This window comes from Halopseudomonas sp. (assembly GCF_047631575.1).
Taxonomy (GTDB): Bacteria; Pseudomonadota; Gammaproteobacteria; order Pseudomonadales; family Pseudomonadaceae; genus Halopseudomonas.
In genome coordinates this window covers 1-12,437 of sequence record NZ_JBLIAB010000006.1, presented here as the reverse complement: position 1 = coordinate 12,437, position 12,437 = coordinate 1, and the positions used below count along the sequence as shown (strand labels likewise).

The 12,437-nt window shown below is 51.2% G+C and carries 12 protein-coding genes; 8 read left to right on the top strand and 4 right to left on the bottom strand.

Annotated features, from left to right (window positions below; genetic code table 11):
• Window positions 1-18 precede the first annotated feature (18 nt).
• The 4 genes from dut to ACJAXR_RS11730 are packed head-to-tail and all read left to right on the top strand — an operon-like array spanning window position 19 to window position 4,418.
• The gene (gene dut, locus ACJAXR_RS11745) at window positions 19-474 is read left to right on the top strand and encodes a dUTP diphosphatase (protein ID WP_415058463.1); all 456 of its coding nucleotides are present in this window, start codon (window positions 19-21) and stop codon (window positions 472-474) included.
• Window positions 475-514: 40 nt separating this feature from the next.
• The gene (locus ACJAXR_RS11740; RefSeq protein WP_415058462.1) at window positions 515-3,040 is read left to right on the top strand and encodes a phosphomannomutase/phosphoglucomutase; all 2,526 of its coding nucleotides are present in this window, start codon (window positions 515-517) and stop codon (window positions 3,038-3,040) included.
• Window positions 3,041-3,065: 25 nt separating this feature from the next.
• A complete protein-coding gene (gene argB / locus ACJAXR_RS11735; RefSeq protein ID WP_415058461.1) occupies window positions 3,066-3,971 on the top strand; it encodes an acetylglutamate kinase in 906 nt (301 codons plus the stop codon).
• 3 nt (window positions 3,972-3,974) lie between these two features.
• Window positions 3,975-4,418, top strand: coding sequence for an acyl-CoA thioesterase (locus ACJAXR_RS11730; RefSeq protein ID WP_415058460.1), 444 nt, complete (start codon window positions 3,975-3,977; stop codon window positions 4,416-4,418).
• 15 nt (window positions 4,419-4,433) lie between these two features.
• Here ACJAXR_RS11730 and ACJAXR_RS11725 read toward each other — a convergent pair whose 3' ends face one another.
• On the bottom strand, window positions 4,434-5,018 hold the full coding sequence (locus tag ACJAXR_RS11725; protein ID WP_415058459.1) for a DUF4124 domain-containing protein: 585 nt from the start codon (window positions 5,016-5,018) through the stop codon (window positions 4,434-4,436).
• Window positions 5,019-5,080: 62 nt separating this feature from the next.
• Window positions 5,081-5,740, bottom strand: coding sequence for an orotate phosphoribosyltransferase (gene pyrE, locus ACJAXR_RS11720; RefSeq protein WP_415058458.1), 660 nt, complete (start codon window positions 5,738-5,740; stop codon window positions 5,081-5,083).
• Window positions 5,741-5,811: 71 nt separating this feature from the next.
• Here pyrE and ACJAXR_RS11715 point away from each other — a divergent pair, with 71 nt between their 5' ends.
• On the top strand, window positions 5,812-6,591 hold the full coding sequence (locus tag ACJAXR_RS11715; RefSeq protein WP_415058457.1) for an exodeoxyribonuclease III: 780 nt from the start codon (window positions 5,812-5,814) through the stop codon (window positions 6,589-6,591).
• 102 nt (window positions 6,592-6,693) lie between these two features.
• On the opposite strand, the gene ACJAXR_RS11710 is transcribed toward ACJAXR_RS11715, so the two are convergent.
• Window positions 6,694-7,071 (bottom strand): DUF4870 domain-containing protein, encoded by a 378-nt coding sequence (locus tag ACJAXR_RS11710; protein ID WP_415058456.1) that lies wholly within the window; start codon window positions 7,069-7,071, stop codon window positions 6,694-6,696.
• 51 nt (window positions 7,072-7,122) lie between these two features.
• The gene (rph, locus tag ACJAXR_RS11705; RefSeq protein WP_415058455.1) at window positions 7,123-7,842 is read right to left on the bottom strand and encodes a ribonuclease PH; all 720 of its coding nucleotides are present in this window, start codon (window positions 7,840-7,842) and stop codon (window positions 7,123-7,125) included.
• Window positions 7,843-7,966: 124 nt separating this feature from the next.
• On the opposite strand from rph, the gene ACJAXR_RS11700 reads away from it, so the two are divergent.
• The 3 genes from ACJAXR_RS11700 to ACJAXR_RS11690 form a co-directional block, all read left to right on the top strand.
• Window positions 7,967-8,833, top strand: a complete 867-nt coding sequence (locus ACJAXR_RS11700) for a YicC/YloC family endoribonuclease (protein ID WP_415058454.1) — start codon at window positions 7,967-7,969, stop codon at window positions 8,831-8,833.
• Between the two features lie 467 nt (window positions 8,834-9,300).
• Window positions 9,301-11,031 carry a ShlB/FhaC/HecB family hemolysin secretion/activation protein gene (locus ACJAXR_RS11695; RefSeq protein ID WP_415058453.1) on the top strand — a complete coding sequence of 577 codons (1,731 nt, stop codon included), beginning with the start codon at window positions 9,301-9,303 and terminating at the stop codon, window positions 11,029-11,031.
• A 19-nt stretch (window positions 11,032-11,050) separates the two neighbouring features.
• On the top strand, window positions 11,051-12,437 hold a 1,387-nt coding region (locus ACJAXR_RS11690; RefSeq protein ID WP_415058452.1), incomplete at its 3' end, for a filamentous hemagglutinin N-terminal domain-containing protein.

The window sequence follows — 12,437 nt, the reverse complement described above, 5'->3', positions numbered from 1 at the left end:
TAAAAAATGGACATTCCCATGCGTAAATTACAGGCAAAGATACTCGATCACCGGCTCGGCCAGGAATGGCCCCTGCCCCACTACGCCACAGAAGGATCGGCTGGCTTGGATCTGCGCGCTTTATTGCATGAACCTTTAACGCTACAGCCCGGTCAAACCGAATTAATACCCACGGGGCTAGCCATTCATATTGACGATCCAGGGCTAGCAGCGATGATTCTGCCTCGCTCTGGTCTGGGCCACAAACACGGAATAGTACTGGGCAACCTTGTGGGTCTGATAGATTCCGATTACCAAGGTCAGCTGATGGTATCCTGCTGGAACCGGAGCGCTCAGGCGTTCACGATGACGCCCGGCGAGCGCATTGCGCAGCTAGTACTGGTTCCGGTATTGCAGGCACAACTGGAAGTGGTGGACGAGTTCGAAGACAGCGCACGCGGTGTTGGCGGGTTCGGTCATACAGGCAGTCGTTGAAATCAATTCAGCGCAATGGACAGGGAGGCGTTACCCAGTGATGAAATCCAGAAGCAAGGACCCAGCCAAGTCGTCGTTATCGTTGCCCAGCACCCTCGTGCCACTATTGATTGCACTCACTGGACTGGCGCTAGCCGCATGTCTGATGTGGCTCGCTCTGCTTGCCAACAATAACGATCGCTATCGTGATGACCTGGCCAGTGCCTATGCAACACAACAGCTTGGCGCTCTGAACCTGTCTGCTCAACAGCTGCAAAATGACCTGTCACGTCTGGCCGCCAACCCACAGCTTCAGGTCGCACTGCAACAGGGCAGCAGCGCCAGCACCCAACGTATGCTGCGCTTTTATCTGGCTAACAGCCAGTCCATACGGATCTTCGCAATCGGTCAGGCCGAGGCGCCCACTGACGGACAGGAGCCACCCAGTTTTGCTGTGCTGGATATGGTCCGTCGAGCCGAGCGCAACATGCCAGTGCCTATGGAAGCTCATCCGATCGACGGGAAATGGCGTCTATTTGTGGTAACCCCTTTACGTGTTTCCAACAACGCACCTATCGGCGGAACCTTAGTCGCCGCCTTCGATCTACAGCGTGTACTGGTATCCCTTCCACCGCTATCGATAGACGCCGGTCAGGTGAAGCTGATTCAGAAGTTTCCGGGTGCTCCTACGCAAACATTGTACGAGGCGGGCAGCGGATTTGGTGACATATTGACCCTGCCATCTGAAAACCCGGCATGGCATATCGAGTTTCAACCCGGTGCCGCACTGGTTGCGGGTGTAGCCAACCCACTGCTGCTGCTCGCCTCAGCGCTACTGGCCCTCTTTGGCATTCTTGCCGGATTATTCTGGCTGCAACGTAGCTGGACGATTGACCTCAAAGCTGATGCATCCGTGCTCAGCCAACTAGCTCAAGGACACAAGATTGCAGACTTGCGCATGAGTCCGCTGGCGCCGGTTGCCCAGCAGATCATGCAACTGGCCTCCGGACTGGGCCGCAAACCGGGACCCATTCCAGACCGCGAGGACAGCTCTGCAGAAGCGAGTAAGAAAGCGCTAGCGCCATCAAAACCGGTACTGCCCGATCACGACATCCTCGACATTGATATCATCGACGATATGGCCGATGTCGACAGCGACATGTTCGGCAACTCGGCCACAGCTGAAACGACGCACTTGACCATACCCAACATCCCAGCAGAGATATTCCGCGCCTACGACATTCGTGGCGTGGTAGACCAGACCCTGAAAGCCGAAACAGTTTATTGGCTCGGCCGCGCCATCGGCAGTGAAAGCATCGCCTGCGGCGAGCCAAACGTCGCCGTAGCCCGTGATGGTCGCCTCTCCGGCCCAACATTGGTTGAGCAGCTGATTCGCGGCCTCATGGAAAGTGGCTGTCAGGTGATCGACCTGGGTATGGTCCCAACTCCAGTGCTTTACTACGCCACTCACACCACACAAGCTACTTCCGGGGTCATGTTGACGGGCAGTCACAATCCCGCCGACTACAATGGTCTTAAAATCGTCATTGCCGGCGAAACACTGGCCGACCAGCGCATTCAGGCACTTCGCGAACGCCTCGAGAAAAACGACCTCAATACCGGCTCTGGTGGTCGTCAGCAGGTGGAGCTGCTGGACGCATATCGCCGCCAAATAGCCGAGGACGTGGTGCTCGTAAGGTCGCTCAAGGTCGTCGTCGACTGCGGCAACGGTGTGGCGGGCGTCATTGCCCAATCGCTCCTCGAAGATCTGGGCTGCGACGTCATACCGCTTTACTGCGAGGTCGACGGTCATTTCCCGAATCATCACCCTGATCCGGGGCACATCGAGAATCTGCAGGACCTGATTGCCGAAGTGAAACGCACTGGCGCAGACATAGGTATTGCCTTTGATGGCGATGGCGATCGTCTGGGCGTGGTGACCAGCAGCGGCGAAATGATCTATCCCGATCGTTTGTTGATGCTTTTTGCCGAAGACATAGTGACGCGCCACCCCGGGGCCGACATCGTATTCGATGTTAAATGCACCCGGCGTTTGCCAGCGCTGATCAGCCGCATGGGCGGCAGGCCAGTCATGTGGAAGTCGGGGCACTCCATGATCAAGGCCAAGATGATCGAAACCGGCGCGTTACTGGGTGGCGAAATGAGCGGCCATATCTTCTTTAAAGAGCGCTGGTTTGGCTTCGACGATGGTCTTTACAGCGCTTGCCGGCTTCTCGAGCTTATGTCGCTTCAACCACCGGAAGACAGTCAGGGCCAGGATCTATTCAGTAAGCATCCGGCCGGACTGGTTACTCCGGAAATCAATCTGACCGTAGGCGAGCAACGTAAATTCGAGCTGATCAAAGCACTGAAGAAACAGGCCGAATGGGGCCCTGGCCGTATCTCAACTCTGGATGGCATCCGCGTCGACTTCCCCCATGGCTGGGGCCTAGTGCGTGCATCGAATACTACCCCCGTGCTGGTACTGCGCTTTGAAGCGGACAAGCCCGATGAGCTGGAACGCATAAAGCAATTATTCCGTGATCAATTGGCCCTGGTCGCCAGCGATCTGCAACTGACATTCTGACTTTTTCAGGAGAAAACTGACCACTATGCTGAGTCGTGACGCCGCCACCCAGGTATCCCGGGTACTGACCGAAGCGCTGCCCTATATACAACGCTTCACCGGTAAGACCATTGTCATCAAATACGGTGGCAATGCGATGGAAAGCGATGAGCTGAAAAACAGTTTCGCCCGCGATATTGTGCTGATGAAGACGGTGGGCATCAATCCCGTCGTAGTGCATGGTGGCGGACCGCAGATCGGCGACCTGCTCAAGCGCCTGAACATTGAAAGTCACTTCGTCGACGGCATGCGGGTGACCGATGCTCAGACCATGGATGTGGTCGAGATGGTACTGGGTGGGCAGGTCAACAAAGACATCGTCAATCTGATCAATCAACACGGCGGTAGCGCAATCGGCCTGACCGGCAAGGACGCGGGCCTGATCAAGGCCCGCCAGCTCAAGGTAACCCGCCATACGCCAGGTCTCGACAAGCCGGAGATCATCGATATCGGCCATGTCGGCGAGGTGGTCGAGGTGAATACCCGATTGATCAACCGCTTGGTCTCCGACGATTATATTCCAGTCATCGCACCCATCGGAGTGGGTGTCGACGGGGCCTCCTACAACATCAACGCCGACCTGGTGGCGGGCAAGGTTGCTGAGGCATTACAGGCCGAGAAGCTGATGCTACTGACGAACATCGCAGGGCTGATGGACAAGGCCGGAAACGTGCTTACTGGCTTGACCACAGCGCAGGTTGATGCGCTGATCACCGATGGCACTATTTACGGTGGTATGTTGCCGAAAATCCGTTGCGCGCTGGACGCAGTACAAGGCGGTGTCGGCAGCGCAATTATCGTCGACGGGCGGGTACCCAATGCGATCCTTCTGGAGATCTTTACTGACACAGGCGTCGGCACGCTCATCACTAACAGCAAGCAGGATATTTAACCGATGCAACAGGATGACTTCCGTTTCAGCCAGTCACTGCGGGTACGTTGGGCCGAGGCAGACATGCAGGGCATTGTCTTCAACGGTCACTATCTGACTTATGCGGACGTGGGCATCACCGAATATTTTCGCGCGATGGGTCAAACCTACAGTGGCGAGACCGGTGCCAAGGGCAGCGATTTTTTTGCCGTACGGACGTTACTGGAATACCGCTCGCCAGCGCGCTTTGACGATGTGCTTGAGGTGCATGTGCGCATTGCCCGGTTGGGTAACTCTAGCATGCAATTTCTGATCGGGATTTATCGGGATACCGAGATATTGGTCAACGGCGAGATTGTCTATGTCCATGCGGACCAGAGCAATCGCCGACCCTCGCCTATCCCACAGGTTTTTCGCGACGCGGTAAGCACATTCGAACGCCTTCAACCTGAAGGAAGACTGAGCTGAGTTAGACTTGAGATGCTAACTACCCAGCAGCACCCCAAGCCTGGCGCGGCTTACCGCGAATCTGGACTTGACCTCCTCCACTTCCATCTGCTTGGCAGAGATCAATCGTTCCAGGCGAGCGATCTCGGCATCCACTTCGGCTAGCTCACGCAGTATCATCTCATCGACAGCGCGCCCGGCACGTTCCTGAATCGCGGCCCGACCTTGCAATGCTTCACGCTGCACCTGCAGATCAGAAATATTGCTGTGGGTGGTTTCAATCAAGATCTGAATCTGGCTCAACTGGCGGGCTTTTGCCCTTTCCAGATCGGGGACGCTGCTGTAAAGACGCAACAACGTAGTGTCGTCTTCGAGCTGCTGCTTTTGCGCCGCGTGGGCCGCTCGATCAGCCTCCAACTGTTCCGGCGAGCGCGCAGCAGGGATTGTCTGCCGGACACGGCCTTGATTATCGAGCACTTCATAGCCGTGCTTTACGGATCCTGACGGTACGCGATCATCGAGAACCGTTATGCCGTTTTCATCAACGTAACGATAGAGCTCAGCATGCGCATTGAGCGCACAACCGATAATCCCAACAATGATGCAAAATGACCTAAGCATAAGCAATAACTCTGTGCGAGGAGCCAGTGACTCCGGGTGCAAAAGCCAGGACTACACCCTTGTCAGGACTGTCCTTCCTTGATTCCATATTCTGCACGATAATCCTGGACTGCCGGCAGATAATGACGCAATTCCGCATCCTCTTCGAGGAAGTCCAGGACCTGCGTCAGTGAAACGATACTGACCACCGGAATAGCAAAATCTTGCTCCACCTCCTGGATCGCTGACAACTCGCCTCTTCCACGTTCCTGGCGATCGAGTGCGACCATCACGGCAGCCGGCTTGGCACCTGCCGTGCTGATGATCTGCATCACTTCGCGAATAGCGGTACCTGCAGTGATTACATCATCTATTATCAGCACGCGTCCCGCGAGCGGGGCACCTACCAGGCTTCCACCCTCGCCGTGATCCTTGGCTTCCTTGCGATTAAAGCAATATGGCACATCGCGATCAAAGCTATCAGCAAGTGCAACTGCTGTCACTGCTGCCAAAGGAATGCCTTTGTAAGCGGGCCCGAATATGACGTCAACATCCTCAATCGCACTGTGCACAAACGCCTGCGCATAGAAACGTCCCAGACGACTTAGCGACGAACCGGTGTTAAACAGACCCGCATTGAAGAAATAGGGGCTCTTGCGTCCGGATTTCAGCGTAAACTCACCAAAACGCAGGACCTTGCGGTCCAAGGCAAAACGTATGAACTCGCGCTGATATTCGTGCATCCCGATCCTCTTATTGACAAAAAAAATGCTGGCTCGGGTATCATACACTTTCGATTTTGGGGGAGCCACGTATGCGCATCATCAGTCTGAATGTTAACGGCATCGAGGCGGCGGCAGCCCGGGGCCTGTTTGACTGGCTGCGCACACAGGACGCCGACGTCATCTGTCTACAGGATATACGGGTTACCGCCCCCGAACTGGAGCAGGATCCCTATTGGCTGGACGGCTACTGGCAGTATTGCTTCGAGGCCGAGGTACCCAGCCAGGGCGGTGTCGCAATCTATACCCGCACCGCGCCCAAGGCGATCATCATGGGCCTGGATTTTGAGTTGGCCGATCGTTATGGCCGCTACATCCAGGCCGACTTCGACAAGGTCAGCATAGGCTGCCTGTTGTTGCCTTCCGGGCGCGGAGGTGATGCGAACCTGAACCAGAAGTTCAAGTTCATGAATGACTTCACCGGCTATCTGAACAAGCAGCGACGCAAGCGCCGTGAATTCATTTATTGCGGTTCGTTATACAGCTCGCACCTCAAGCTGGACGTAAAAAACTGGCGCGACTGTCAGAACGAGCCAGGCTTCATGGCCCCAGAACGGGCCTGGATGGACGAGATTTTTGGCAATCTGGGATATGTGGATGCCTTGCGCGAAGTCACGCGTGAGGCCGAAATGTTCAGTTGGTGGCCGGACAGCGAGCAGGCAGAAAGTCTGAATCTAGGCCTGCGCTTTGATTATCAGATACTCACACCTGGGCTGCGCCGCTTCGTCAAGAATGCACGTATTCCCCGTGATGCGCGCTTCTCGCAACATGCCCCGGTCATCATCGATTATGATTGGACGCTGAGCATCTGAGCGATAGCTTGTACCTTGGGCTGGCGCTGCTGGATAAGCCAGCGCCCTCGCCGCTATTGCTCGACTTCGCTGGCGCCGCGACCGCGCGGCGAACCCTCGAAGCTACTTGATCACCCGCCAGCAGAAGGGATACCGATAGGTCTGCCCCTCATTGGACTTGATTGCCGCAATGATCATCAGAATAACCGCACCGATGATCACTACCCAAATCAACAAAAATCCGATCAAGACAATCATCAGCAACGCGCTAACCAGCCCGGCCAAAGCCACACTGATCTGAAAGTTCAACGCCTCCTTGCCCTGATCATCGATAAACACGTCATCGTCCTTTTTCAGCTGCCAGACCAGTAAAGGCCCAATCAAGCTGCCAAAGGGAATCAGGCACCCGACAAAACCCGACAAATGGGCGATTAAGGCCCATTTACGCGCTTCCGGTCCTGGCATAACAGGCTCTGCAACGGTGGGAGTTTCATCTGTCATATCAGGTACTCCTTACCTAGGGGCGAATCGGTCACTGCAACAATGGCCTCATCAATCTTCCAGCGCAGCCAATTGCTTAATAAACAGCTCATCTACACCCTGTCTGGCCAGCGCCAGCATGGCATTGAGCTCTTCAGCGCTGAACGGCGCCGCTTCGGCAGTACCCTGCACTTCAATAAAGCCGCCTTTATCCGTCACGACCACGTTGAGATCAGTGTCCGCAGCTGAGTCTTCAAGATAGTCCAGATCCAGTACCGGCACGCCCTGATAAATGCCGACAGACACTGCCGCAATCATCTGTACCGCTGGCATCTTCTTGATCGCTCCGCGTTGTTTCATCACGCGCAGTGCGTCTACCAGAGCAACACAGGCACCGGTAATAGAAGCGGTACGGGTACCACCGTCGGCCTGAATCACGTCACAGTCAATATACAGGGTGTTTTCACCCAGACTCTTCAGGTCGACCGCTGCACGCAACGAGCGGCCAATCAAACGCTGAATTTCCAGAGTACGGCCACCCTGTTTGCCACGGCTGGCTTCGCGTTGCATGCGCTCGCCGGTGGAGCGTGGCAGCATGCCGTACTCGGCTGTTACCCAGCCTTGGCCGGAGCCGCGTAAGAAGCGGGGAACGCCAGACTCAGCACTGACGGTACAGATAACCTTGGTGTCGCCGAACTCGACCAGTACCGACCCCTCAGCATGCTTGGTGTAATGGCGGGTTAAAGTTACCTGGCGCATTTGATCGGCTTCGCGGCCACTGGGTCGTTTCATCATGGAATCCTTATACTGCGGGTATGTGTGTAAGGATTATACGGGCCAACCCGACTGGGCGACACCTGCGAGTCGACCGGAGTAGAATACTCCCCCCCTTGATCTACACACCGGAGGCCAGTCCATGGTTTACAGCATGACCGCGTTCTCACGCTGCGAATTAAGCACCGACCAAGGCAATTTAGCCTGGGAAATTCGTTCCGTTAATCATCGCTACCTTGAGCCTACTTTACGACTACCGGAGGCGTTTCGGGCGCTCGAGGGTCCACTACGGGAACGGCTTCGCAAGGAATTTGCGCGCGGCAAACTGGAATGCACACTGCGTTTTAACCCTGCGGCAGATAATGCGACATCGTTGCAGGTCAATCAGCCTTTGGTCGACGAGCTCCTTAGAGCAGCGCGACGAATCAGTCAACAGATCGACAGCCCCGTTACTATCAACCCACTGGAAGTGCTTGGCTGGCCCGGCGTACTAGGAGTGAGCCAGCAGGATGACGGTCAGTTGAGCACACAAGCAAGGTCGCTCTTCGAAGACGCCCTCAAGGCGCTCAAGGCACAACGAGCGCGCGAAGGCAGTGAGTTGAAAAAGTTACTAGAAGAGCGTTTGCTGGCAATCAGCGAACGCGTTACCAGTTTGCGCGAAATGATGCCGCGCATGCTCGCCGCTCATCGACAGAAGTTGATAGACCGCTTCAACGAAGTCAGCCTTGAGCTGGATGCCTCACGCATAGAGCAGGAATTGGTGTTACTTGCGCAGAAAATGGATGTGGCGGAAGAGCTAGACCGCCTAGACACTCACGTTGTGGAAGCACGGCACGCACTGAATGGCGACCAGGCAATGGGCCGGCGACTGGACTTCCTAATGCAGGAATTCAACCGTGAGGCCAACACCTTGGGCTCAAAAGCGATCGACAGTCGCAGCACCCAGGCAGCAGTGGATCTAAAGGTGTTTATCGAGCAGATGCGCGAGCAGGTGCAGAACATCGAATGAAATAATGTTGAATGATAATGAACGTTAATTGTAAATTTCGCACCAAAAAAAATCCACAAATCCGGTAGTTGTGCAAATAAATAGTGCGCATGAGTAAAGCCAAAATTGTAACTAAGGAAACAATAAATCAATATACCCGCGAAATCTTGTGATATAACGTTTTGGAATTAAAAAAAGATATTAGAAAGCCACCAAAATAATAAAGAAGTGCAAGTCAGTATATTGACGTCAATATTCTGCAAGCACCTACAAAAAGCTTTGAAAAAGGTAAAATGCAAGCAAGCTCACGCTAAGATAGAGAAAAGCTGGGTGACTAACTATTTAACTAGTGGGTTATTTACCAATAGCAAAAAGTTGCTATGTATTGGCCAACTCAAAGTATTCAAAAAATTTAGATAAGAAAAACATTAAAAAACTGTCTCATTATCTTATGAGAACACGTACAAAGGGATTTCAAAGGCACCGTAATGATAAAAAAAATTGGTAGAACAACATCATTATTCTGCATCACATTCGGATTATTATGTTCATCGCCCCTATCTGCAGCAAACCTTAACGATATTAATGACGCCGTTAGGCAACAGCAACAGATTCAACAAGAACAGCAGTTAAGGTTACAATTGCAATATGAAGAAGATTTAAAAAGCAGTAGACCTCCAGCAAATTTAAGTCCTCCACTGGAAGAAATAAAGCCTTCTATAACAAATGGGATATGTATACAAGTTAATGAAATCCAAATGGAAGGCGTTGAGAAATTAAAACCAAAAGATTTCAAATCTCTACTAAAAGCTTATGAATCGACTTGCATGAATGTGGGTGATATCGAGCGACTGATGGCCGAAGTTACTGCAATTTACTTAGAAAAAGGGTTTATTACTACACGCGTTTACTTAGCGAAACAGGATTTGCAAGGAGGTATATTAGTCTTACAAATTGTAGAAGGCCTGTTGGAAGGGATTAGTATAAACGATAACAACACAAACTCTATATCAATAATGAATGTGTATCCAGGGGTAATAGGTGAGCCGCTTAATCTACGAGATATAGAACAGACAATAGACCAGATCAATCGATTACAATCCAATAACGTGACAATGTCGATTACCCCTGGGAAAACCATAGGCACGAGTGTTTTAACACTAACAAATAAAACAAAGAAAAGGTGGGGTGCCAACCTCGGTTATGACAATTATGGTCAAGAGTCCACGGGTCAGGATCAAGCAACAGGCAATTTAACCCTCGACAATCCATTTGGATTTAACGATTTTATTAGCATAAGTCACAACCGAACAACACCGTATGATGGCTCTGAAAGAGGATCAAAATCAAACTCTCTCACGTATGTGGTACCTTTAGGCTATAGCACGTTTTCTATCAACGGCTCAGAATCGAATTACAGTAGTCCACTAATGCTAGCCAGCGGTAATTCACTTAAGTCATCAGGAACATCACAAAATCTATCCTTAAGATTAGATCGCACACTCTTCAGAGACCGCTCTTCAAAATGGAGTGTATCGTCTACAGTTAATAACAAAGACAGCAAAAATTACCTCGACGATAATTTTCTTTCTATTAGCAGTCGTAAGTTATCAAATATTGATCTTGATTTAACCTACACAAAATCATACTCCATAGGCACAGGCACAGTTTCAATTGGTCATGTGAAAGGAGTGGATTGGTTTGGTGCACTGAAGGATGAAGCTGACTTGCCCACAGTCGCGCCCCAAGCACAATTTAACAAGTGGAAATATGCTGGAAGCTTTTCAAGTAACTTTAATGTAAAAAATAAAACACTTATAGCATCTTCACGACTTACTGGTCAGTACGCTGAAGATGTACTATTTGGTTCTGAGGCATTGTTAATTGGCGGTATATACACTGTCAGAGGTTTTTCGTCTAACAGTCTATCGGGTGAAAGTGGTTTTTACGTGCGTAATGACCTTACACTGCCAATAAATACAGCGGCAATTGCCGGTCTTACAAGTTCTCTCCGTGTATATACAGGACTTGACTATGGCCAAGTTAGCAACAACTCTAAAAATGTACCGGACGGTTCGCTCAGTGGCGCAGCCTTAGGCATGACGCTGTCAATTGCTTCACTCAATATCGACGTTAACACCTCAAAAGCAATCAAAAAGCCAAACTATATGACTGACGAAGGCTATATCAGCTACGTCCGTATTGGCATTGCATTCTAACTAAAAATGGTGCGCTACTATGAATCATGTATTCCGTTTAGTGTGGAACAAGAACCTAGGATGTTATGTGGTTGCCTCTGAATTAGCCCGCTCACGCGGTAAAAATTCAGTATCTGGATCAGTGAAGTCCACAGTGTTGTTATCAGCACTAGTGTCTGTAGGTTTAATGTGGCCTACTACTGGTATTGCCGATGTCATTTCGGCTAACAATGCTACACAGATATATACATCAACCAATGGCGTGCCAATTGTAGATATAGCTGGAGCTAATGCTAATGGGTTGTCTCATAACAGATTTACCCAATACAATGTAGATTCCAGGGGGTTAGTGCTTAACAACAACGCAAACGCTAACTTCACCCCTGCGCCATCAGAACTAGCTGGTCAAGTACAAGTCAATCCCAATCTTAATAATGCAGCGGCTGTAATTCTAAATGAAGTAGTGGCTGCCAATCGCTCAACCCTTGTAGGTTATACCGAGGTTGCGGGCGCAAAAGCAGACGTTATTGTTGCAAATCCGTGGGGTATTACGTGCGGTGGTTGTGGATTCATAAATACGGACCGCGTGACCTTGTCTACCGGAACGCCCATTTTTACCAATGGTGATTTAACTGGTTTAGAAATAAAGCAAGGTGATGTGCTAATCAATGGCAGTGGCGCCAACTTAAGCGCTCAGCAGATGTTTGATATAGTCGCACGGTCCGTAACATTAGATGGACAAGTAAACGCAAACGATATCAAACTTATTGCCGGAACAAATGAATGGGACTTATCAAGCCGAACAGCGGCAGCGATTAACACATTGGGCGTGACATCTGATTATGCAATAGACTCGACAATGCTGGGTGGTATGTATGCGGGTCGGATTGAACTAATAGCAACTGAAGCCGGGGTTGGCGTACGCATGCGCGGAGACGCAGCAGCCTCTACGGGCAGTTTTACGCTGACCGCAGAGGGTAAGATTGAGCTTAACAATACAGTTTCTGCAAAACAGGATATTGTATTGACGTCAACCAGCAATATAGCAGATGCAATCACCCTTACCGATACGTCTCTGGCAGCAGAGCAAAATATCCAATTATCGGCTAACAACGGTGGAGCTATAATTTCAGGTGGAATTATAAAGGCCAATGACACATTAGATATTCGTGTTGAATCTTTAAGCGATGTAGACACATTAGCACCAATTACCGATAACAATAAGCGCTATGCCAATACCGTTAATATCAAAGTAGCTGATACAACGACTATAACAAATGTGTCATATGGTGCGTTAGAATCATTAACCATAAATACGGGCACGCTTGATTTAGGTACAGGTACCACAGCATTATATTCGGACAATGGCGCAATGGTTGTAACAGCAGCCGCTGATATGGTTTTGGGCAGTGCCGCAATAAAATCAA

Bases quoted from the DNA above. Each gene is read 5' to 3' on its own strand.
- dut (WP_415058463.1), top strand. From the start codon at position 19: ATGCGTAAATTACAGGCAAAGATACTCGATCACCGGCTCGGCCAGGAA.
- ACJAXR_RS11740 (WP_415058462.1), top strand. From the start codon at position 515: ATGAAATCCAGAAGCAAGGACCCAGCCAAGTCGTCGTTATCGTTGCCC.
- argB (WP_415058461.1), top strand. From the start codon at position 3,066: ATGCTGAGTCGTGACGCCGCCACCCAGGTATCCCGGGTACTGACCGAA.
- ACJAXR_RS11730 (WP_415058460.1), top strand. From the start codon at position 3,975: ATGCAACAGGATGACTTCCGTTTCAGCCAGTCACTGCGGGTACGTTGG.
- ACJAXR_RS11725 (WP_415058459.1), bottom strand. From the start codon at position 5,018: ATGCTTAGGTCATTTTGCATCATTGTTGGGATTATCGGTTGTGCGCTC.
- pyrE (WP_415058458.1), bottom strand. From the start codon at position 5,740: ATGCACGAATATCAGCGCGAGTTCATACGTTTTGCCTTGGACCGCAAG.
- ACJAXR_RS11715 (WP_415058457.1), top strand. From the start codon at position 5,812: ATGCGCATCATCAGTCTGAATGTTAACGGCATCGAGGCGGCGGCAGCC.
- ACJAXR_RS11710 (WP_415058456.1), bottom strand. From the start codon at position 7,071: ATGACAGATGAAACTCCCACCGTTGCAGAGCCTGTTATGCCAGGACCG.
- rph (WP_415058455.1), bottom strand. From the start codon at position 7,842: ATGAAACGACCCAGTGGCCGCGAAGCCGATCAAATGCGCCAGGTAACT.
- ACJAXR_RS11700 (WP_415058454.1), top strand. From the start codon at position 7,967: ATGGTTTACAGCATGACCGCGTTCTCACGCTGCGAATTAAGCACCGAC.
- ACJAXR_RS11695 (WP_415058453.1), top strand. From the start codon at position 9,301: ATGATAAAAAAAATTGGTAGAACAACATCATTATTCTGCATCACATTC.